This is a genomic window from Paraburkholderia terricola, assembly GCF_003330825.1.
GTDB lineage: Bacteria > Pseudomonadota > Gammaproteobacteria > Burkholderiales > Burkholderiaceae > Paraburkholderia > Paraburkholderia terricola.
On record NZ_CP024942.1, the window covers coordinates 3,002,341 to 3,023,879 of the forward strand.

General features: G+C 66.3%; 15 protein-coding genes and 2 riboswitches. Of the genes, 8 read left to right on the forward strand and 7 right to left on the reverse strand.

The genetic code is table 11. The annotated features are described in order from the left end of the window. Positions 1-288 precede the first annotated feature (288 nt). Positions 289-1,071 carry a TIGR01841 family phasin gene (phaP, locus tag CUJ90_RS32015; RefSeq protein WP_084561471.1) on the reverse strand — a complete coding sequence of 261 codons (783 nt, stop codon included), beginning with the start codon at positions 1,069-1,071 and terminating at the stop codon, positions 289-291. On the opposite strand from phaP, the gene CUJ90_RS32020 reads away from it, so the two are divergent. The 3 genes from CUJ90_RS32020 to CUJ90_RS32030 are packed head-to-tail and all read left to right on the forward strand — an operon-like array spanning position 1,070 to position 5,434. Next, on the forward strand, positions 1,070-1,780 hold the full coding sequence (locus CUJ90_RS32020; RefSeq protein ID WP_114164632.1) for an ABC transporter ATP-binding protein: 711 nt from the start codon (positions 1,070-1,072) through the stop codon (positions 1,778-1,780). The genes phaP and CUJ90_RS32020 overlap by 2 nt on opposite strands. After that, complete coding sequence (locus tag CUJ90_RS32025; protein ID WP_114164633.1) at positions 1,767-4,340, forward strand: ABC transporter permease; 2,574 nt, start codon at positions 1,767-1,769, stop codon at positions 4,338-4,340. Before CUJ90_RS32020 ends, CUJ90_RS32025 begins: the two co-directional genes overlap by 14 nt. Then, complete coding sequence (locus tag CUJ90_RS32030) at positions 4,340-5,434, forward strand: lipocalin-like domain-containing protein (protein WP_114164634.1); 1,095 nt, start codon at positions 4,340-4,342, stop codon at positions 5,432-5,434. The genes CUJ90_RS32025 and CUJ90_RS32030 overlap by 1 nt, the downstream gene beginning before the upstream one ends. A gap of 41 nt (positions 5,435-5,475) precedes the next feature. Here CUJ90_RS32030 and CUJ90_RS32035 read toward each other — a convergent pair whose 3' ends face one another. The 4 genes from CUJ90_RS32035 to cobW all read right to left on the reverse strand — a co-directional run bounded on the left by CUJ90_RS32035 (position 5,476) and on the right by cobW (position 12,096). Then, complete coding sequence (locus CUJ90_RS32035) at positions 5,476-6,015, reverse strand: vWA domain-containing protein (protein WP_412534868.1); 540 nt, start codon at positions 6,013-6,015, stop codon at positions 5,476-5,478. A gap of 131 nt (positions 6,016-6,146) precedes the next feature. Beyond that, entirely contained in the window at positions 6,147-7,178 is a 1,032-nt protein-coding gene (locus CUJ90_RS32040) for a magnesium chelatase ATPase subunit I (protein WP_114164635.1), read from the reverse strand. Positions 7,179-7,188: 10 nt separating this feature from the next. Continuing rightward, entirely contained in the window at positions 7,189-10,989 is a 3,801-nt protein-coding gene (gene cobN / locus CUJ90_RS32045; protein WP_114164636.1) for a cobaltochelatase subunit CobN, read from the reverse strand. A gap of 6 nt (positions 10,990-10,995) precedes the next feature. After that, entirely contained in the window at positions 10,996-12,096 is a 1,101-nt protein-coding gene (gene cobW / locus CUJ90_RS32050) for a cobalamin biosynthesis protein CobW (RefSeq protein ID WP_277998136.1), read from the reverse strand. Positions 12,097-12,186: 90 nt separating this feature from the next. Beyond that, positions 12,187-12,455: riboswitch (cobalamin riboswitch) on the reverse strand. 68 nt (positions 12,456-12,523) lie between these two features. Then, positions 12,524-12,762: riboswitch (cobalamin riboswitch) on the forward strand. 221 nt (positions 12,763-12,983) lie between these two features. On the opposite strand from cobW, the gene cobA reads away from it, so the two are divergent. The 5 genes from cobA to CUJ90_RS32075 all read left to right on the forward strand — a co-directional run bounded on the left by cobA (position 12,984) and on the right by CUJ90_RS32075 (position 18,232). Beyond that, complete coding sequence (cobA, locus tag CUJ90_RS33805) at positions 12,984-14,240, forward strand: uroporphyrinogen-III C-methyltransferase (protein ID WP_422879731.1); 1,257 nt, start codon at positions 12,984-12,986, stop codon at positions 14,238-14,240. After that, a complete protein-coding gene (cobO, locus tag CUJ90_RS32060; protein WP_114164637.1) occupies positions 14,237-14,839 on the forward strand; it encodes a cob(I)yrinic acid a,c-diamide adenosyltransferase in 603 nt (200 codons plus the stop codon). The genes cobA and cobO overlap by 4 nt, the downstream gene beginning before the upstream one ends. 3 nt (positions 14,840-14,842) lie before the next feature. Then, a complete protein-coding gene (locus CUJ90_RS32065; protein ID WP_114164638.1) occupies positions 14,843-16,249 on the forward strand; it encodes a cobyrinic acid a,c-diamide synthase CobB in 1,407 nt (468 codons plus the stop codon). Continuing rightward, a complete protein-coding gene (bluB, locus tag CUJ90_RS32070) occupies positions 16,233-16,904 on the forward strand; it encodes a 5,6-dimethylbenzimidazole synthase (RefSeq protein ID WP_073432600.1) in 672 nt (223 codons plus the stop codon). The genes CUJ90_RS32065 and bluB overlap by 17 nt, the downstream gene beginning before the upstream one ends. 155 nt (positions 16,905-17,059) lie before the next feature. Next, positions 17,060-18,232: a Fic family protein gene (locus CUJ90_RS32075; protein ID WP_073432599.1), complete on the forward strand. Its 1,173-nt coding sequence runs from the start codon at positions 17,060-17,062 to the stop codon at positions 18,230-18,232. A gap of 61 nt (positions 18,233-18,293) precedes the next feature. Here the strand turns inward: CUJ90_RS32075 and CUJ90_RS32080 are convergent, their stop codons facing one another. Further along, positions 18,294-18,914 (reverse strand): DUF4136 domain-containing protein, encoded by a 621-nt coding sequence (locus tag CUJ90_RS32080; protein ID WP_073432605.1) that lies wholly within the window; start codon positions 18,912-18,914, stop codon positions 18,294-18,296. Between the two features lie 61 nt (positions 18,915-18,975). Beyond that, complete coding sequence (locus CUJ90_RS32085) at positions 18,976-21,501, reverse strand: CHASE2 domain-containing protein (RefSeq protein ID WP_073432598.1); 2,526 nt, start codon at positions 21,499-21,501, stop codon at positions 18,976-18,978. Positions 21,502-21,539 lie beyond the last annotated feature (38 nt).

Genomic DNA, 21,539 nt, shown 5'->3' on the forward strand with positions numbered 1-21,539 from the left:
CAAATCAGCAAGGAGTAGGAGATTACCCTTATATAAAAGATTTTGCAGCGCATCAATGAAAAAAAGTACTGGGCGAAACGCGCCATTGCCAGGAACGCTCTTGAACGAAAAGACGGAATGTGCAGACGCACATTCCGTCACTCGTCAAACGAGGAAGACGAAGGGCTGCATGCCCCCAAGCGAGGCATGAGGAGAAGAGGAAGCCGCGGCTGGACTACGCGATGTTATGTTTTTGAAAGCATTCGGCGACGAGAGCAGGTTCTTCTCATCGCCCTATTACGTTCGCGCCTAATTCGTTGAGCGCCGGCGCGAGCCGCGCCCCGACACCACGTTGCCGGTACTGTCGAGGATCGCGACGTCGGTCTGTTGCTCCGTCTCGCTGATCGCGGTTGCCGAGGGAAGCATCGGGTACGCCGCGTCCGCACCCGTTTGCTGCGCGTCGTCGCCGGCGGCGCTGATCCACGCCTCGAATTCGCGCGCGTAGTTCGCGAAGCCCTGCCGCGCCGTGGCGATCAATTCAAGCTGATTCTGCGCGACGATTTCGCCGAGATGCGTCATGTAGGCTTTCGCCTTGGTCGCGGCGGCTTCGGTCAGTTGCGTCTGCAAAAGGAACAGGTCGAATGGCGAGGCAGGCGACAGCGCTTCGGACACAATCGCCTGACGTTCCGCGAGACTCGTTTTGATCGCCTGCACATTCAACTGCGTCACTTTTTCGAAACCCTCGAACGCACGTTGCGCGAAGTCGCCAAAAGCGGCGATGCCGGCGCTCTGTGTGTCGACAAGTTGCTGCGAGATCTGGCTGGTCATGGTGCACTCCGGAAAGGACGTTTTCGCCGCGCTGAGGCTGGCGAGCAGTCGTCGACCGCCGCTGGGTCGCAGCAAGCGCTGTTCCATCGGGGTACGGCGGCGAACGATAATGAAGCGCGTCCCGGAGCGCGCGCGGCGAGCCCTGCGCCACGCAGGCAAGCCGCTTATACTGCGCCGGTTCACAAACAACACGCAGGCGCGGCGCGCACATTCATCGGCCGCCGCCACGCCGCCCTCTTCTGCCTGACTGACCGGATACCGCATGCCTGGTGAGGACACTGCCGTTCCCGCGCTCGAGTGCCGCGGACTGAGCAAAAGCTATGGCGCCGGCCGCATCGTGCTGGCGCAACTCGATTTCACGCTGGAGCAGGGAGAATTCGTCGCGATCATGGGCGACTCGGGCGTCGGCAAGTCGACGCTGCTCAATCTGATCGCCGGTCTCGACAGCGCGGATAGCGGCGAGGTGGTCATCGACGGAAGCGCCGTTGCGCGTCTCGACGACAATGCGGCCACGCGTCTGCGCCGGCAAAAACTCGGCTTCGTGTTTCAGGCATTCCACGTGCTGCCGCATCTCACGCTCGCGCAAAACGTTGCGCTGCCACTGTTGCTGAACGATCTGTCCACGGCCAGTGCGCTCGACATGCTCGCGGCGGTCGGCTTGAGCGGCCGCGGCGACGATTTTCCGCGCCAACTCTCCGGCGGTGAGTTGCAGCGCGTCGCAATCGCGCGCGCGCTCGTGCATCATCCCAAACTGATTCTCGCCGACGAGCCCACCGGCAATCTCGATCCCGATACCGCGCACGACGTGCTCGCCCTGTTTCGCGTGCAAAGCAAGGCGACGGGCGCGGCCACGATCATGGTCACGCACTCGCAAGCCGCCGCGGCAATCGCCGACCGCATACTGATTCTGAGCGATCGCGGTTTGCACGCATCGTCCGGGCACACCGCGCGATCCGACCATGACGCGCACTGAGCCACGTTCACTGCCGCGCAGGCACGGACACCGCCTGCTCGCGCGCTGGCTGCTCGGCGCCGAATGGCGCAGTCATCGCGGACGCGCGCTGGTCGCGATCGCCACCATCGCGCTCGGCGTGGCGCTCGGTTACGCGGTGCAATTGATCAATAGCGCGGCCTTCATTGAATTCTCCGCGGCGGCCCGCAGTCTCTCGGGCGTCGCGGATCTTCAGGTGCGCGGCGCGCACGCTTCATTCGACGAGTCCGTTTATCCGCGCCTCGCAACCGAGCCCGGCGTCGCGCTGGCGAGTCCCGTGCTCGCGCTCGACGTCACCGTGCCGAATCAAAGCGCCGCGCTGCCGGTGCTCGGCATCGACGTCTTCAAGGCGAGCCGCATCGCGCCCGATCTGACCGGCGTGCCGTCGCCGGACCGGCCGTTCGATACGCTCGCGAGCGACACGGTGTTTCTCTCCACGGCGGCGCAGCAATGGTTGAAGGTGACAACCGGCGACCGCATCGCGCTGCGAAGCGGCACGTCCATCGTGCATTTGCGCGTGGCCGGCGGCCTGGTGAGAACGCGTCCGGGTCAGCGGCTCGCGGTGATGGACATCGCCGCCGCCCAATGGAAGTTCGGTAATGCCGGCAAGCTCTCGCGCGTCGACTTGCTGCTCAAACGCGGTGTGGACCGCGAGCGCTTCAGGCGTGAACTGCAGGCACGCCTGGGCAACCAGTGGGTGATCGCCGAAACACGCGATGCCGAGAGCCGCACCGATCGTTTATCGCGCGCTTATCGAATCAACATGAACGTGCTCGCGCTAGTCGCGCTTTTCACCGGCGCGTTCCTCGTGTTTTCGACGCAGGCGCTGAGCGTCGTGCGGCGGCGCGCGCAGTTCGCGATGCTGCGCGTACTCGGACTGACACGCGGCCAGTTGCTGCGCCAGATCCTGATGGAAGGCGCGTTGCTCGGGCTGCTCGGCTCGCTCTCCGGGCTCGCGCTCGGCTATGCGATGGCGAGCGGCGCGCTGCGCTTTTTCGGCAGCGATCTTGGCGGCGGCTACTTTCCCGGCGTAGAGCCGCAAGTCGGCTTCGAACCGCTCGCCAGCGCGCTGTTTCTGACGCTGGGAATCGCGGTGTCGGTATTCGGCAGTCTCGCCCCGGCGTTGGAAGCGGCCCGCGCGAGGCCCGCGGCCGCGCTCAAGGCGGGCGCCGAGGAAGGCGCGTTGGCGCGGCTCGCCACGCCGTGGCCCGCTCTACTGTGCCTGCTCGCCGCCGCCGTTCTCACGCGTTTGCCGCCCCTGTTCGATGCGCCGATTGCCGGCTATCTCGCCGTCGCGCTGTTGTTGCTCGGCGGGATTGCGTTGATGCCGCGCGTGACCGCGCTCCTCTTCGGCGCGGCGAGCCGTGCGTTCGGCGCGCGGCGTCGCGTGGGCGCGCCAGGCACGCTCGCGCTGGCGCGTCTCGCGAATGCGCCGGGCCACGCGTCGATCGCGATGGGCGGCGTGTTGTCGAGCTTCGCGCTGATCGTCGCGATGGCGATCATGGTGGCCAGCTTCCGTGTTTCCGTCGAGGACTGGCTGGGTCATCTGCTGTCGGCCGATCTGTACGTGCGCGCAGCGCCGAACGGCGATACCGGCGGCTTGCGTCCCGCTGAACAGACGCTGCTCGCAGCCGTGCCCGGCATCCGCAAGGCGGCGTTCGCCCGCACGTCGCATCTCACGCTCGATCCCGCGCGCCCGGACATCGCCGTGCTCGCGCGTGAAATCGACGCCGCCGATCCCGGCGCGAACCTGCAAATGACCGGCGCGATACTGAGTCCGTCCGAGCTTCACGAAGACGAAACACCCATCTGGGTATCCGAAGCCATGATCGATCTGTATGGGTACCAGCCTGGCCGGCGCGTGCAATTGCCGCTTGGCGAGCGCGGCCACGTGTTCGTCGTGGCCGGCGTGTGGCGCGATTACGTGCGGCAGACGGGCGCGATCCAGATACGGCTCGCCGACTATCGCCGCCTGACCGCCGACACGAGCGCGACCGATGTGGCCGTGACCGTGCAGCCGGGAACGAGCGTCGAACGCGTGATGGCGGGATTGCGCGCGCTGCCCTTTGGCGCATCGCTGGATCTGTCGCTACCCGGCGAGATTCGCGCGCGCACGCTCGTCATCTTCGACCGGAGCTTCGCGGTCACTTATCTGCTGGAGGCGGTGGCGATCGTGATCGGCCTGTTCGGCGTGGCCGCGACGTTTTCCGCGCAGACGCTCGCGCGGGCTCGCGAGTTCGGCATGCTGCGGCACGTGGGCGTGACGCGCTCGCAGATTCTCGCGATTCTCGCGCTCGAAGGCGGCATGCTTACCGCTTGCGGCATTGCGATGGGCTTCGCGCTCGGCTTCGCGATCAGTCTGATTCTGGTGTTCGTCGTCAATCCGCAATCGTTTCATTGGAGCATGTCGCTGCACGTTCCGTGGACCGTGCTGGGCACGGTCGCGCTGGTGATGCTGGCTTCGTCGTGCTCGACGGCGGTGATCGCGGGACGCGGCGCGGTGTCGGTGGATGCGGTGCGCGCGGTGAAGGAGGATTGGTGATGCGGGCGCTACTTTGCGCGGGCGTTTTGCTGGCTTCGTCGGTGTTCGCCGCGACGCCGGAGTTTGCAGCGGTAACGCCGGGCCATTCGATCTCGCTGGCGCAAGACAGCGGCGCGCATGACGGCTTTCGCACCGAGTGGTGGTACGCAACCGGCTGGCTCGATACGCCTGACAAACAGCCGCTCGGTTTTCAGATCACGTTCTTTCGCTCGGCAACGGGTCATGATCCGGCCGATCCGAGCGCGTTCGCGCCGTCGCAATTGATCATCGCGCATGCCGCGTTGAGCGATCCGGCGTTGGGGCATCTTGCGCACGATCAGCGCATTGCCCGCCAGGGTTTCGGACTCGCTTATGCGAAGCGGAACAACACCGACGTCAAACTCGATGCATGGAAAATCGTTCGCGCCGCGGACGGCCACTACGAGGTCACGGTCGACGCGGACGGCTTCTCGCTGCATCTCGCGCTGACGCCGACGCAAGCGCCCTTGCTCCAGGGCGAGCGCGGATACTCACGCAAAGGCCCGCGGCCTGAACAGGCGAGCTATTACTACAGCGAGCCGCACTTGCGCGTAACCGGCACTGTCGTTCGACCGGCCGCGGCGGGCGGCAGATCGAACGACGGCACGGCCGTCACGGGCGCCGCGTGGCTCGATCATGAATGGTCGAGCACGCTGCTCGACGCGAATGCGCTCGGCTGGGACTGGCTCGGCGCCAATCTGACGGATGGCTCGGCGTTGATGGCGTTCAGAATTCGCGGTCGCGATGGGCGCGCGATGTGGGCGCATGCGGCATTGCGAAATCGCGCCGGCGACGTGACCACGTTCGGCCGCGATCAGGTCGACTTCACGCCGGTACGCACCTGGCGCTCGCCGCGCACGAATACGCCCTATCCGGTTTCGATGACGGTCAAGACCGGCGCGCTGACATGGCGGCTCGATCCCTTGATGGACGACCAGGAACTCGATTCCAGGCAATCGACCGGTGCGGTGTATTGGGAAGGTGCGGTGCGGGTGAGCCGCGATGGCGCGGACGTCGGACGGGCGTATCTGGAACTCACCGGCTATGCGAACGCGCTGCGGATCGGCAGGGATTGAAGGCGAAAGACCGGCGGGATGTTCGCGCACTGCGACGCGCGCTAACCGATCAGTTCTTCCGGCGTAAAACGCCGCGCGTCCCACGCATCGGCCAGCGCTTCGCAGCGGCCCAGGCGTATCGCCTCACGTTCGAAATCGACGAATATTATTTCATCGGCGTCGAGCGGGCGAGTCGGCTGATCGCTGCTGCGGCCGTCGGTCAGAATCCACAGCCAGCGCTGCTGCGCGGGACGACGGCGCGCGCTGCGCTCCAGCAAGCGTGCCGCCTCGCGAACGCCGGACGCGAGCGGCGTGCCGCCGCCGCCGCCCACGGGACGCAGCCACCGTTCATTCCACCAGCGCGGCACGGCAGGACCGAAACGCACGTCCGCCCCATTGCCGCCGAAGCAGATCAGCGCCGCCTCGGCGCGCGCGGCGCTCGCGCGGTCGAACAAGGCAATCAGCAGCCCCTTGGCGAGCGCGAGGCGCTGCCCGGCCAGCATGGACCCGGAGCAATCGAGGACGAAGCAATGCAGCACACCGCCGCGCGGCGCCTCGCGCACGAAGCGCAAGTGCTCGGCGCGCAGCGTCTCCCGGCGCATCGCGGCGAGCGTCGGCGGCCACGCGATCCGCTTGCCCGGCGTGCCGCGCAAGCGGTTGCGCGAATTCACGCCCGCGCCTTGCCGCCATCGAAAACCGCTGCGCGAGTCAGCGGCGGCGCCCTTCCGATGGCTCAGCGTTTTTTTGCGCTGAGTGGAATGACGCCTTTGACCTGAGTGGTGGCGGAACGCTCGGGCGGGAGGTAGCCCCAATCGCTTTCGCTACTGGCCGCGGCCGCATCGTGTGCAGTCGGGGACGAGCCCTTTGAACCGCTCTCGCGCGCGTCATCGCCCTGCTGAGGGTCACGCTGATGCCGCCGATGAACCAGCACAGCCTCGGCGACCCGATCGACATGCTCCGCGCTAATCGCCGCCGCCTGTTCCAGCGCCGCCAATGCCCGCGCCGCGCGCAGCATCACGAGATCGGCGCGCAAACCATCCACGGCCGCGCCGATGCAGAGCGCGCTGACGCGCGCGTGCACCGTATCGTCGAACGCGAGTTGCGGCAGCGCTTCGCGCGCCGCACGAATCCGCTGAACATAGCGCTGCTGCTGTTGCTCATGACGCGCGCGAAAACCGCCAGGATCGAGATCGAACGCCAGCCGCGCCTTCACGATTTCCTCACGCACACGCGGCTCATAACAGTTCTGCAACTCGACCATCAAACCAAAGCGGTCGATCAACTGCGGACGCAACTCGCCTTCCTCGGGATTCATCGTGCCGATCAGCACGAAGCTCGCATCGTGACTGTGCGAAACGCCGTCGCGTTCGACGGTATTCACGCCGCTTGCCGCGGCGTCGAGCAAGGCATCGACGAGCGCATCCGGCAGCAAATTGACTTCATCGACATACAGCACGCCGCGATGCGCCCTGGCAAGCAGACCCGGCGAAAAGCGCACCGAACCATCGCGCAGCACGGTTTCGATATCGAGCGTGCCGATCAGACGATCCTCGCTCGCGCCGAGCGGCAAATTCACCAGTTGCCCTTCCGGCAGCAACTCGGCAAGCGCGCGCGCCGCGGTCGACTTCGCCGTGCCGCGCGGTCCGCTCACCAGCACGCCGCCCAGCCCCGGATCGATCGCGGCCAGCAACAGCGCCTGCTGCAACGGCGCCTGGCCGATCAGCGCGGCAAAGGGAAACGCGGGTCGCTGGGTTGCTGCCGTCATGTCGCTGCCTTCATGTTTGCCTTCCTTCGATCTGCTGCTCGCTCGCGAACAGATGCCGTTCGACTTGCGCGCGATAGTCGCCGGGCGCCTGCCACAAACCGCGCTGCATGGCTTCGAGCAGGCGCTCGCAGATCGAATGCAGTGCATGCGGGTTGTGGCGCTGCAAGAACTCGCGCGTATCGGCATCGTTCAGATAAGCGTCGGTGACGAGCGCGTATTGATGATCCGCGACCGCGCGCGCGGTCGCATCGTAACCGTACAGATAATCGACGGTCGCGGCGATTTCCGCCGCGCCCTTGTAGCCGTGACGCTTCACGCCATCGAGCCATTTCGGATTGACCACGCGCGAGCGCACCACGCGCGCGATTTCCTCGTGCAGTGTGCGCACGCGCGGCGCGGCCGGGTTGCTGTGGTCGGCATGATAGACGTGCGGCTGATTGCCGGCCAGATGACGCACCGCCGCGACCATGCCGCCCTGGAACTGGTAATAGTCGTTCGAGTCGAGCAGATCGTGCTCGCGGTTGTCCTGGTTCTGCAAGACCACGTCCATTGCGGCGAGGCGTGCGCCGAACGTGTCGCGCGCTTCCTCACCCGCGTTCTTTTGCGTGTAGGCGTAACCGCCCCACGCCTGATACGCGTTCGCGAGATCGGCATCGGTTTGCCATTGCCGCGAGTCGATCATGTCTTGCAGACCCGCGCCATACGCGCCGGGCCGCGCGCTGAACACACGCCAGCCGGCGCGCTTGCGCGCCTCGGCGGCGTCCATGCCGCGCGCGATCAACGCGTCGCGTTCGCGCAGCACGCGGGCGCGAATCGGATTCAGGTGTTCGGGTTCGTCCAGTTCGGCCACCGCCTGCACGGCCGCGTCGAACAGATGCATCACGTTCGCGAAGGCGTCGCGGAAAAAACCGGACACGCGCAACGTGACGTCGATACGTGGCCGGTCGAATACCTCGATCGGCATGATTTCGAAATCGGTCACGCGGTGGCTGCCCGGCGCCCACTTGGGCCGCACGCCGAGCAACGCGAGCGCCTGGGCGATATCGTCGCCGCTGGTGCGCATGGTCGCGGTGCCCCATACCGACAGGCCGATGGCGCGCGGATAGTCGCCGTGTTCCTGCAGATGCCGCTCGATCAACTGCTGTGCGGATTTCAAACCGAGCGACCACGCGGCTTGCGTGGGAATCGCGCGCGTGTCGACCGAATAGAAGTTGCGGCCGGTGGGCAGCACATCGGGCCGGCCACGCGACGGCGAACCGCTCGGCCCCGGCGGCACGAAGCGCCCTTCGAGGCCGCGCTTCAGATGCCGCATTTCCTGCGGACCGCATGCGTCGAGCCGCGGCAGTACATCGTGACGCAGACGCTCGATCACCCGTTCGGCTTGCGGCAAGCTTCCGGCCGCCGGCGCCATGGCATGCGCATCATCGCCGCACACCGCGCGCAACATCTGCGCCGCCAGCAACTCCAGACGCTCGCGCGTATCGCCGCCGTGCCGCCACGGCGCGTCGCTCACGTGCTGCAAGAGGTCGGGACGCGGCCCGTTCCACACCGCCGACCAATCCACCGACAAAGGATCGAACAGATGATCGATGCACAGATCGCGCGCCAACGCGTCGATCAAACCGGCGTTGCCGCCTTGCCCGTTGCCGACCGGAAAGCGCCCCAAAGCCAGCAACGTATCGCGCCGCTGCACTCCTTCGGGCGATTGCCCGAAGGTGTGCAAGCCGTCGCGAATCTGCGCTTCCTTCAGCTCGCACAGCCACGCGTCGACGCGCGTGAGCAGCGCGTCCTCGTCATCCTGTCCAGCGGGCTCGGCGAGACTCAGTTCCTCATGCAGCCTATGTTCGACGATGGTCGCGAGAATCGTGCGCCGCAACAGCCTGGAACGGCGCGGATCGACCATCAGCGCTTCATAGTATTCGTCGACCTGGCGTTCGAGATCCTGCAACGGCCCGTAGCTTTCGGCACGCGTGAGCGGCGGCATCAGGTGATCGATGATCACGGCCTGCGCGCGCCGCTTCGCCTGGCTGCCCTCGCCCGGATCGTTGACGATGAACGGATACAGGTGCGGCATCGGCCCAAGAATCAGGTCGGGCCAGCACGCGTCGCTCAATGCAACGCTCTTGCCCGGCAGCCATTCGAGGTTGCCATGCTTGCCGACGTGCACGACCGCGTCGATGCCGAACTGGTGACGCAGCCAGAAGTAGAACGCCAGATACGCGTGCGGCGGGACGAGTTCGGCGTCGTGATAGCTCGCGTAATCGCCCTGCTCGCGCGAGCGCGACGGCTGAATGCCGACGAACACATGCCCGCAGCGCCAGCCGGCGATCATGAAACGGCCGCGCCGCAACGTGGGGTCCTGCTCGGGCGGACCCCAGCGCGCGTTCAACGCATTGCGTGCCTCGGCGGGCAATGCGTCGAAGTACACGCGGTAATCGTCGAGCGCGAGGCTTTGCAATGCCGGCCGCAAATCACGCACGACCGGATCGTTGGTCACGCCTTCGGTGAGCTTCTTCAACAGCGCATCGCCGTGCGCGGGCAAGTCCGCGAGACGGTAGCCTTCATCGCGCAGCATCGACAGAATGCCGACCACCGAGGCCGGCGTATCGAGTCCCACGCCATTGCCGATGCGCCCCTCGCTCATCGGATAGTTGGCGAGGATCAGCGCGAGCTTCTTGTCCGCGTTATCGAGCGTGCGCAGACGGCACCAGCGGCGGCTCAGTTCCGCCAGAAAACTCACGCGTTCGAGGTCCGGTTGATACCGCACCACGTCGACTTCCGTGTGCGGACAGCGATACGCGAGCCCCTTGAAGCTGATCGCGCGCGTGATGATGCGGCCGTCCACTTCCGGCAGCGCGACATGCATGGCGATGTCGCGCGAATTCAGACCTTGATTGTCCTTGAGCCAGTCGTCGCGGTTGCCGCCGCTCAGGATCACCTGCAACACCGGCGCGTCGCCGGCGAGCGCGAGCGGCTCGGGGTCGTCGATCGCGGACGCGGCGAACGCGGTCGTATTCAGCACCAGCGCGACGTTATGTTGCGCACAGAGCGACTGCACGACTTCGCGGCTCATCGCGTCTTTCAGCGACGTAATCGCGATCGGCAACGGATTCAGACCTTGCGCATCGAGCGCGTCGATCAGCGCATCGAACACCGCCGTATTGGCCGCTTGCAGATGCGCCTTGTAGAACAGAATCGCGGCCACCGGCGCGTCTTGCCGCCAGCGCGCCTGCCAGTCGGCGATCGTCGGCGTGTCGCGCTCGGGGTGGTAGAGCGTCGCGGCCGGCAACGCGCGCGGCGGCGCGGGCTCGCGTCCCCAACCGAAGCCGCGATACGCGATGCAGCGCAAAAACGCCTCGGCGTTTTGCGGGCCGCCTTCACGCAGATAACGCCATAGCTGATGGCACAGATCGGCGCTCGCGGTGCTGCGCGCAAGCAGGTTCGGGTCTTCCTGGAGATCGCCGGAGAACATCGCGAGCGTCTGCTGCTTGCGCTCGGCGAGCGCGACCACCTGCTCGATGCCGTAGGGCCAATAGGCTTCGCCGCCAAGATGATCGACCACCACGACGCGCGCATGCTGCAACACGTCCTCGACATAAAAATCGACCGAGGCCGGCTGCCGCAGATACGTGACGTTCGCGAGCCTCACGCTCGGGAAGCCGTCTCCGAGACGAGGAAACACGCTGGCGAGCAGCGACAGCGTGGTGTCGGCGGAACTGAGCACCACGATATCGGCGGGCCGCTGATCGATGCGGATCACGCCTTGCGTGTCGTCGACAAAACCACCCGGCGTGGTGCGCAGCAGATGCATGAGCGCTTACGCCTGTTGCGCTTCGGCGCTCGACGCCACACCGAGCGCCGCGTCGAATGCGCGTTGCAGCGCGTGCTGATCCAGGTCCTCGCCGATCAGCACGAAGCGGCTTTGCAGTCCCGCATCGGTTTCATGCGCCTGCCAGCGCCGATCGAAATAACTATCGAAACGCCGGCCCACGCCCTGGATCACCAGACGCATCGGCGCGCCCGGCAAAGCCGCGAAACCCTTGACGCGGTAAATCGTGTTCGTTTCGACGAGCCCTTGCAAAGCGGCGATCAGCGCTTCGCGCGATGGCGCGCTCGCCTGCACCACCACCGAATCGAATTCGTCGTGGTGGTGATCGGCGTCGTCGGCGGAACCGTGGTGATCGTGGCGCAAGTGGATGGTTTCTTCCGAAGCCGCCTCGAGACCCAGCAACGTGTGCAGATCGAGTTGGCCCATCTGCGCGCGCACGATCTTCACTTGCGGTGGAATCTCTTCACGAATGAGGGCTTCCACGGCGCTTTGCCGCGCGTCGTCGAGCAAATCGGTTTTGTTCAGAATCACCAGATCGGCCGCGGACAACTGATCCTCGAACAGTTCGTGCAGCGGCGATTCGTGATCGAGATTCGGATCGGCCTTGCGTTGCGCATCCACGGCGGCCGGGTTGTCGGCGAACTGGCCGCTCGCGGCGGCGGGGCCGTCCACCACGGTCACCACCGCATCCACCGTGAAGCTGTTCTTGATCTGCGGCCAGTTGAACGCCTGCACCAGCGGCTTGGGCAAGGCGAGGCCCGACGTTTCGATCAGCACGTGATCGATCTGCTCGCGGCGCTCGACGAGTTTTTCCATCACCGGAAAAAATTCTTCCTGCACGGTGCAGCACAGGCAACCGTTCGCCAGTTCATACAGTTGCCCTTCGGTTTCGACGCCGTTTTCGTCGCAACCGATTCCGCAGCCCTTGAGGATTTCCCCGTCGATGCCGAGCTCGCCGAACTCGTTGACGATCACCGCAATGCGCTTGCCGCCCGCATGCCGAAGAATGTGCCGAAGCAGCGTGGTCTTGCCGCTGCCGAGAAAGCCCGTGACGATGGTGACGGGGATCTTGCGCATTTGAGTTTGCATCGTGAGGTCCATTCGATCGACGGCGTTGCTGCAACAGGGAAAGACAGCAAGCGGGGTGAGGTCATGAACGCATGCCGCATCCCCGCGGCGTTCGTCCTGCGTGCTCTGGCCGGTATCCGGGCTGGCGAAAGCGCCGCTTCCCCTTCCCGTGCGAGTGATTTCTCGCCCAGTGGTTGTATGCCGACGCGGCCTTGCGCGTGGACATCGAAGCCGGCTCCGCGGTACGTGACGTACCGCATTTCGCTTACCGTTGCGGGGGCAGCACAGGTTGACCCGGTCCTTGAACGCGGGCGCCCTGTTTCCCGTTTAACTGCATGCGCAGGAGCGCGCACACGAGCACCAAAGTGCGTGCGAGTGTAGGCCCGCGACCCGGCGCAGTCAAGAAAACGCGAGGACGGAGGCGCTTATCGGATGGGGCGTCATGTGCTATCGTAAGCGCGCGTTTGGTGCCCGCACATGCATTCGCGTGTGCAGTTAAACGGGAAACAGGCCGCGCTTGCCGCGCTCAACCTGTGCTGTCCCCGCAACGGTAAGCGACCTGCGGCGCTCGATGGGTTTTATAGCGCCGCGCATGCGTTTTCGATGCCACTGTCCGACGAATGCGGACGGGAAGGCAAAGCGCATGAGGCCGCCAGCCCGGATACCGGCCAGACGCGGAGGCAGCGAACGTCACGCTGCCGGCCGCCGGAATCCGCGAGGGACGGATGTGATGGCGCTGAAGCACGGCGTGGTCCCCGCTTGCATGTATCTTGGTGAAGCGGCGCATTACGTCATGCCTGATATCCGTAGCACCGCATGAGTTCTTCCCTTTCCGCCGGCTCGCACGCCCTCCTGGCGCTTCGGCCCTTCCCGTCCGTCACGACATGGCGCGCGCCATGCATGCCGCGATGAGCCGCGCGTGGCTGATCGGCGCGGGCCCCGGCGACGTCGAACTGATGACGCTCAAGGCGACCCGCGCGCTCGCGCAAGCCGACGTGGTGCTGGTCGACGATCTGGTGAATCCCGACGTATTGCAGTTCGCGCGCGCCGACGCGCTGGTGATTTACGTCGGCAAGCGCGGCGGACATCCGTCCACGCCGCAGGCCGGGATCATCGTGCAGATGCTCGCGCATCTGCGGGCCGGGCGCAGCGTCGCGCGTTTGAAAGGCGGCGATCCGTTCGCGTTCGGGCGCGGCGGCGAGGAATTGCAGGCGCTGCAAGCAGCGGGCATCGACGCCGAAGTGATCAACGGCATCACGGCGGGCATCGCGGCGCCCGCGGCGATCGGCATTCCGGTCACGCATCGCGATCATGCGCAAGGCGTGGTGTTCGTCACCGGACATAGCGCCGGCAGCGGCGAGCCCGATTGGGCCGCGCTCGTCGCCACGCGCATGACGCTGGTGATCTACATGGGCATGCGGCGCTTGAGCGATATCGTCGGGGCGTTGCTCGCGGCCGGCATGAACGCTGATACGCCGTGCGCCGCGATCGAATCGGCCACGCGGCCCGAGCAACGGCATGCGCTGGCGCGGCTTGGAGAGTTCGCCGATACGGTGTCTCGCGCCGGGCTCGGCTCGCCGGCGATCGTGGTGATCGGCGGCGTCGCGTCGCTGGCTTTGGCGCGGAGCGTGCCCATGAAAACGCTGAGCGTCGGCGTCGGTTGCCGGTTGCACACCTCGGCCGTGCAGATCGAAACGGCCGTGCGCGCCGCGCTCGGGTCGCATACGTTCGACGAAATCAGCACGATCGCCTCGATCGACAGCAAAGCCCACGAAGCAGGCCTGCTCGAATTCTGCGCACGCCACGCGTTGCCGATCGCACTCTTCAGCCGCGAGCAAATCGCGGCGATACCCGTGGCCGAGCCTTCGGCGGTTGCACGCGAGCATCTCGGCGTGGACGGCGTTTGCGAGCCGTGCGCGCTGCTCGGCGCGGCTAACGTGTCGGCCGGGTCCGCTGCATCGGCTGCGTCGGCTGCGTCGGCTGCGTCGGCTGCGTCGGCTGCGTCGGCTGCGTCGGCTGCGTCGGCTGCGTCGGCTGTACCCAACGCCCAACTCCTCGTCCGCAAGACCGCGCATGCCGGCGTGACCGTGGCGATTGCCTCGATCATCGCCCGGACCGAACACGAACCGACAACCCACGACACCGAGAAACAGGACCTTCCATGAAAACCGATCCCGAATCGCATCAACGCATGACCGAACGCCGGCGCGAAGGCCACGAGAAAAAACAGGCCAACGCCACCGTCGAAAAGGGCTTGCTGATCGTCAACACCGGCACCGGCAAGGGCAAGACCACGGCCGCGTTCGGCATGGCCGTGCGCGTGCTCGGACACGGCATGCGCCTCGGCGTCGTGCAGTTCATCAAGGGCGCATTGCACACGTCGGAGCGCGGTTTTCTCGGCGCGATCGCCAATTGCGATTTCGTCACGATGGGCGATGGCTACACCTGGAACACGCAGAACCGCGACGCCGACATCGCCACCGCCCGCAAGGGCTGGGACGAAGCGCGCCGGATGATCGAGAGCGGCGACTACCAGATGGTGATCCTCGACGAGCTGAACACCGTGCTGAAGTACGAATACCTGCCGCTCGACGAGGTGCTGTCCGTGATCAACGCTCGCCCGCCGATGCTGCACGTGGTGGTGACCGGCCGTCACGCGCCGGATGCGTTGATCGAGGCCGCCGATCTCGTCACCGAGATGCGCATCGTCAAGCATCCGTACCGCGAGCAAGGCGTGAAAGCGCAGCGCGGCGTGGAGTTCTGAGCGATGAGCGCGAGCCCCGATAAGAGCGCTTCGGAGGCGCAGCCGAAAGGCACTTCGTCCGGAGCGCCCGCCGAGGGCAGTTCTTCAGGGGCGTTCCCGAACGGAACGACCTCGACGGCATGTCCCGCGCTGTTCATCAGCGCGCCGGCTTCGGGTCAAGGCAAGACCACGATTACCGCGGGTCTCGCGCGCCATCATCGGCGGCTGGGGCGGCGCGTGCGCGTGTTCAAGACCGGCCCGGATTTTCTCGACCCGATGATTCTCGCGCGCGCGAGCGGCGCGCCCGTGCTGTCGCTCGATCTGTGGATGGTCGGTGAAGCCGCTTGCCGCACGCTGCTCGCGCAGGCGGCGGCCGAAGCGGACCTGATCCTGATCGAAGGCGTGATGGGTCTATTCGACGGCACGCCGAGCAGCGCCGACCTCGCCGCCGTGTTCGGCGTGCCGGTGCTCGCGGTGATTTCAGCGAAGGCGATGGCGCAGACCTTCGGCGCGGTCGCCTTCGGGCTCGCGCGATTCAGGCCCGAGCTGCCGTTTTACGGCGTGCTCGCCAATCGCGTCGGCTCCGCGCGGCACGCGCGGACGCTCGAGGAAGCGCTGCCGCCGGACATACGCTGGTGCGGACACGTCAGCGGCAACGACGAGATCGAGTTGCCCGACCGCCATCTCGGCTTGCATCAGGCGGCGGAAATCGACGACCTGGACGCGCGGCTGAACCGTGCCGCCGATGCGCTCGCGAACACCGCGCTGGCCGAACTGCCGCCGCCGGTCGAATTCGGCGAGCCTGCGCCGGACGTGCCGCCGCGTCTTCTGGAAGGCAAGCGGATCGCGATCGCGCGCGATGCCGCGTTCTCGTTCGTCTATCCGGCCAACGTCACGCTGCTGGAAGCGCTCGGCGCACAGGTCGTGTACTTCTCGCCGCTCGCGGACGATCCGTTGCCCGACCATGCCGACGCCCTCTATCTTCCCGGCGGCTATCCCGAACTGCACGCCGCCGCGCTCGCAAGCAACACGCGCAGCGGCGCGACGATCCGCGCGCATGCGGCGGCGGGCAAGCCGCTCGTCGCCGAATGCGGCGGCATGCTGTATCTGCTCGAACAGCTCACCGATACGCATGGCGTGAGCACGCAAATGCTCGGCCTGCTGCCCGGCCACGCAACGATGCAAACGCGCTTCACCGCGCTCGGCATGCAACAGATCGACAGCGTGCACGGCCCGATGACCGGCCACACGTTCCACTATTCGAAGCTGACGACGCCGCTCACGCCGCTGCGTTCGGCCACCCGGCCACAGGGTGACGCACCCGGCGAGGCCGTGTTCCGCGTCGGTTCGATCGTCGCGACGTACATGCATGCTTATTGGCCCTCCAACCCGGCTTTCGCGGCCGCCCTGTTCCATGGCGAAGCCTTTTAACGACGCCGAGCGCGAGGCGGTCTACCGCGCGATTCACGAGCGGCGCGACATGCGCCACTTCGTGCGCGATCCGGTCGACCCCGCCGTGTTGCAGCGCCTGCTCGACGCCGCGCATCATGCGCCGAGCGTCGGTTATATGCAGCCGTGGCGGATTGCGCGCATCACCGATCCGGTGTTGCGCGAAGCCTTGCACGCAGCCGTCGAAAGCGAACGGCTCGCCACCGCCGACGCCCTCGGCGAACGGCGCGAGGCGTTCATGAAACTGAAAGTGGAAGGCATGCGGGACTGCGGCGAACTGCTGGTGATGGCGTTGATGGACGGCCGCGAGCGGCACATCTTCGGGCGCCGCACGTTGCCCGAGATGGATCTCGCGTCGGTGGCGTGCGCGATCCAGAACATGTGGCTCGCCGCACGCGCGGAAGGTTTGGGAATGGGCTGGGTGTCGCTATTCGACGTCGACGTGGTGCGCACGCTGCTGCATATGCCCGAGGGCGCGCGGCCGGTGGCGATTCTGTGTCTCGGGCACGTCGAGGCGTTTTACAACCAGCCGATGCTGGAAACCGAACGCTGGGCCAGCCGCATGGCGCTCGCCGATTGCGTGTTTGAAAACCGCTGGCCGGAAGTTGAAACGGAAGGCAAAAAGACGCTGGGTTAGCGGCAAGCGAGTCGCAGGATGCGCGAGGCGCGCCTAATCGACTCATGATTTGAGGCGATTAGGCGCGCAATCGCCTCACGGTCGGCTATACTGGTATTCGACTCACGATATGAGTCGATTAGAGCCCGTAATCGCCTCAATATTCACCGAGCGTCATGACATCCACCCACCCTCTCATCTGGCAAGCGTCCACGTGGCCCGGCATGCACTACGACGCTATTCGCGTCGGCGGCGAACTGGCCCGCGCGCACCGGGCTCAGGGCATCGTTGAAGGCAAACTGGCGAGTCTCGGCTTCGAACAGCGCCTCGAACTCGCCGCCGAGGCCTGGAGCCAGGATGCGGTCGCGACGGCAGCCATCGAAGGCGAACGCATCGACCTCACCGCCGTGCGTTCGTCCGTGGCACGGCGACTCGGCGTCGGGAATCAGGATGGCCCCAACGCGCCGCGGAGCGTCGAAGGCCTGCTCGACATCATGGATGACGCGGTGCGGCAAAGGCAAGCGGCGCTCACACACGAGCGCTTGTGCGCCTGGCAGGCGGCTCTCTTTCCTACCGGCTACTCAGGCATGGTCAAAATCCTTGTCGGGGCCTATCGCGAGCATGCCGAGCCAATGCAGATCGTCAGCGGCCGCGTTGGACGCGAACGGGTCCACTACGAGGCCCCGGCCTCGGCCCAGGTCCCGGCGGAAATGCAGCAGTTCCTGGACTGGTTCAACGCAACGACCGAGCACGACCATCTGGTCAAGGCAGCACTCGCTCACCTGTGGTTCGAGACGATTCATCCTTTTGAGGACGGCAATGGCCGCATCGGTCGCGTCCTCATCGACCTTGTGCTGGCGCGCGACAGCGGTGAGGTCAGCCGCTTGATTCGTACCTCGCAGCGCCTGCTCGACAAGCGCCGCGACTATTACGAGCAGCTCGAGCGCGCCCAGCATGGCGAGCTCGACGTGACCGAATGGGTTCTATGGTTCGTCGAACAGGTGCGTGTGTCCTGCGAGGAAGCATCCGGCGTCGTGGACGCCACGCTCGATAAAGCCGTTTTCTGGATGAACCATCGGGACAAGGTGCTCACGACCCGGCAACGCAAAGTCGTCAACGTTCTGCTCGATGCCGGTCCCAAGGGCTTCGAAGGGGGCATGAACACCCGCAAGTACGAGAGCGTCGGCAACACCTCGCGGGCCACGGCGTCGCGCGAACTCATCGAACTCGAGAACATGGGGCTGCTGTCCAGGGTGGGCGCCGGCCGCTCGACCCGCTATTACCTGAACATGCCAGGGTGGGCGGCAGCGGACACGGCCATCGCCGATACGCCCTCCCGCGACGGCTGACTTGCCGTCATGGCTAAATCGTCGGCCGCTCAGGCGGCAGGCTTGCCATGACGGCGACGCCTCACGGCCGAGACCGAGCCTGCACCGGCTTCACCGACACCACGTCCAGCGCGCCGCTCGCCTTATCGGTGCGTAGCTTCACATGCCAGTCGGGCGGCGCATCGAACGGAAATTTTGCCAGCGCGCTTTTCGCGAGCGCGGGCATTGCATGCAGCGGATCGGCATCGCGGTCGCTCATCACCGCGCTGACTTTATAGACCTCCTGTCCGCCCGCGCGCTCGAACAGGCGCAGCGTCAACGAATGCCGGTACGCGCGCCCGCCGAACAGCGAGAAGGGCGGCTCGCTCTGCCGGCCGCAGCCGCTTGGCGCGCAATCCTTCATGTCGTTCACGCCGACGCCGATCGTCGCCGGCCGCGTGTCATACGCAATCGACAACAAGTAGCGCGCGGGCTCGCCCGTCATCTCGACGAAGCCGTTTTTCGCCAGTTCGTCGCGCACCGCGGCCTCGAAACGCGGCTGATCCGCGCTCGCCGCCTGCGACGGCATGCGCGTAATCGCGTAGGTTCGTTCGCCTTGCCGCGCGGCAGCGGAACTGGCGGTATGGACCTCGGCGCTCGGACCCGCGCAACCGCTGAGACTCGCCGCGGCCAGCGCGGCACAGATCAAAATCGCTTTCACCATCTTCTCGCTTCGGTAAGCCTCGGTAAGCTCCATCAGCCTCGATAAGGAACGTGTGCGCGCGTCATGCGCCCGGCCTCGCGGAGACATCGGATTGCGTGTCCTCGAACGCGGGCAGGCAGAGGGTAACAGCGGTGCCCTCGCCCGGCGCGCTGAGCACCGCAACCTCGCCGCCGTGACGCGTCACGACGGTCTTGACGAACGCCATGCCGAGCCCCGCGCCGCCCACCTCCGGCCGGTCGGTTTCGTGAAAACGCCGGAAGCGCTCGAACAGATCCGCCTGCTGCTCCTTCGGAATGCCGTAGCCTTCGTCGCGGATCGTGCAGGACACGCGCCGCGCGGCGCCAGGCGTCGCCGTCACGCCAGGAAGATTGTCGAGGCTGCAGGAAATCCGCGTGTCCGGCGGACTGTATTTGATCGCGTTGTTCAGAATGTTGACGAGCGCGCGCGTCATCAGCGAACGGTCGGCGCAGATCCAGTGGCCCTCGTCGAGCTCGGCCGCGCCGCCCGCGTCCGTTTGCAGCGTGATGCGCTTCGCGTGCGCTTGCGGCCAGACTTCGTCGCTGGCGTCGATTATCAGCTCGGTCAGGCTCACCGGTTCGAGCAGGTAGGTTTGCGATTCCGCGCGCGCCAGTTGCACGAAGTCGTCGGCAAGCGTCAGCGCGCGCTGCGCGTAGCGTTCGATGCGCTCCAGCAAGCCGCGCGCGAGCACCGGTTCGCTGCGGGCGCGCTCGATTTCCACCAGCGCCAGAATCGACGCCTGCGGCGAGCGCATGTCGTGCGACAGCAGCCGCAACGCGTCTTCCCGTTGACGCTCGGCCGCATGCAGGGCCGACACGTCGACGAGACCCGCGATCCACCCGGTCGTCTCGCCATGTGCATTGGTGCAGTTCGCGTAGCGCAGCAGATGGTCGCGCTCGTGCGCGTCGCGCACCTCGACGCCCTGCGCCATCAGCGCGGCAAATTCATGCCGCGCCGGATCGAGCGGCGCGGGCCAGTGAGCATGGGCGAGCAGATTGTTGTCGGCGTCGGACGCATCGTCGGACGCACCCGACGCGGCGCCCCGGTCGATGGTCTTGACGAAGCTCAGCCCGCCGAGCACCGCCTGCATCGGCCGGCCTTCCGGCGGCGGCGCGCCGAGGCGAGCGAAATGGGCTCTCGCGGCATGGTTCGCGATCAGCACGACGCCGTGCAGGTCGCTGACCAGAATCGGCTCGGGCATGCTGTCGAGGCTGTCCCACACGAAGCGCTTCATGTCCTGCACGCGCTGCGCGGCCTGCGCCATCAGCGCCATGTGCTGCTCCAGCACGTCGCCGCCGAACTCGCGGCGGCGCTTGGGCGTTTCGGGCAGCAGGTGCGGTTCGTCGGCGAGGCGCTGCAACTCTTCGCGCAGATAGGCCATCGTCATTTCGAGGCGCCGCCAGTTCCAGATCGGATACACGACGACCACGCCGGCGATCGCCGGCACCGGCGACATCCATAACCGCAAGCCGTACAGCAGCACGGCGCTGCCCGCGGCGGCGAGCGCGCAGAGCGCGCCGGTCAGCAGCAGCGAGCGGCGCGGCGACAACACCAGAAAACCGGCCAGCAACGCGGCGAGCGGCGCAAGCGAGGCCAGGAACAGCGCCCAACGCCCGACCGGTTCGATCTCACGGCCGCTCAGCAGCGTGTCGAGCACGTTCGCGTGGATGTAGACGCCCGGCAGCGGACCCAATTCGCCGGACACCGGCGTCGCGAACCGGTCATACAAACCGGACGCGGTCACGCCGATCAGCACGATACGCCCGCGCAACTGGTCCGCGTTCACCTCGCCGGCGAGCACGCTCGCGAAACTGACTTTCGCGTAGTTCTGCGCGTTCGGGCCGAACGGGATCAGGAAGCGGCCTTCGCCTTCGGCAGTGTTCGATGAACGGATCGCCGCCGCCTCGCTGAACGACCGCCGGCGCGGCAGCCGCTCGTTCAACTGAATCGAGCCGTGTTCGACGGCTTGCGCCACCGGCACCATCAATTGCGGCCAGCGTGATGTTGCGTCGCCCTCGAACTGCGCGACGCTGCGCACGATGCCGTCGCTGTCCACTTCGAGGTTGATATGGCCGAGCCCGGCCGCCGCGTGCGCGAGCGGCGCCACCGGTTCGACGACGACGCGCCGCCCCGCGCTGTCGGGCGGCGTGAGCAGCACCGGCAGGTAGGTCGGAGTCAGCGCGATCGCGCGGGCCAGCTCGGCGTCCTCGGGATTGGCCTCGGTGAACAGCACGTCGTAGATCACCGCGGCGGGCTCGGCCTTCGCGATCTGTTCGAGCAGTTTGGCGTGGGTGCCGCGCGGCCACGGCCAGCGGCCGAGTTGCGCGATGCTGGCGTTGTCGATCTCGACCACCACGATATTCGGCAACAACGGCGGTGCGCGCAGGCTCAGAAAGCCGTCGTAGACGAGATTGTCGACGCTCGCGGTCAGCCGCCCGAGCGAGGCGAGCAGAATCACGACGAGGCCGAGACAGCCGATCCCCACCCATTCGAACAGGAAGCGGCGGCCGGCGCGTCGTCCGAGACGGGCGCGCGGATCGAGGCTCAGGCGTGTAGGTGTAGTTGGCAAAGCGTCGCGTGGTTGATGAAAAGGGCCGGCTGGGTCGC

What these genes read in the sequence shown, in the direction of transcription:
- CUJ90_RS32020 (WP_114164632.1), top strand. Translation starts at nt 1,070, where the DNA reads ATGCCTGGTGAGGACACTGCCGTTCCCGCGCTCGAGTGCCGCGGACTG.
- phaP (WP_084561471.1), bottom strand. Translation starts at nt 1,071, where the DNA reads ATGCGGTATCCGGTCAGTCAGGCAGAAGAGGGCGGCGTGGCGGCGGCC.
- CUJ90_RS32025 (WP_114164633.1), top strand. Translation starts at nt 1,767, where the DNA reads ATGACGCGCACTGAGCCACGTTCACTGCCGCGCAGGCACGGACACCGC.
- CUJ90_RS32030 (WP_114164634.1), top strand. Translation starts at nt 4,340, where the DNA reads ATGCGGGCGCTACTTTGCGCGGGCGTTTTGCTGGCTTCGTCGGTGTTC.
- CUJ90_RS32035 (WP_412534868.1), bottom strand. Translation starts at nt 6,015, where the DNA reads ATGCGCCGGGAGACGCTGCGCGCCGAGCACTTGCGCTTCGTGCGCGAG.
- CUJ90_RS32040 (WP_114164635.1), bottom strand. Translation starts at nt 7,178, where the DNA reads ATGACGGCAGCAACCCAGCGACCCGCGTTTCCCTTTGCCGCGCTGATC.
- cobN (WP_114164636.1), bottom strand. Translation starts at nt 10,989, where the DNA reads ATGCATCTGCTGCGCACCACGCCGGGTGGTTTTGTCGACGACACGCAA.
- cobW (WP_277998136.1), bottom strand. Translation starts at nt 12,096, where the DNA reads ATGCAAACTCAAATGCGCAAGATCCCCGTCACCATCGTCACGGGCTTT.
- cobA (WP_422879731.1), top strand. Translation starts at nt 12,984, where the DNA reads ATGAGCCGCGCGTGGCTGATCGGCGCGGGCCCCGGCGACGTCGAACTG.
- cobO (WP_114164637.1), top strand. Translation starts at nt 14,237, where the DNA reads ATGAAAACCGATCCCGAATCGCATCAACGCATGACCGAACGCCGGCGC.
- CUJ90_RS32065 (WP_114164638.1), top strand. Translation starts at nt 14,843, where the DNA reads ATGAGCGCGAGCCCCGATAAGAGCGCTTCGGAGGCGCAGCCGAAAGGC.
- bluB (WP_073432600.1), top strand. Translation starts at nt 16,233, where the DNA reads ATGGCGAAGCCTTTTAACGACGCCGAGCGCGAGGCGGTCTACCGCGCG.
- CUJ90_RS32075 (WP_073432599.1), top strand. Translation starts at nt 17,060, where the DNA reads ATGACATCCACCCACCCTCTCATCTGGCAAGCGTCCACGTGGCCCGGC.
- CUJ90_RS32080 (WP_073432605.1), bottom strand. Translation starts at nt 18,914, where the DNA reads ATGGTGAAAGCGATTTTGATCTGTGCCGCGCTGGCCGCGGCGAGTCTC.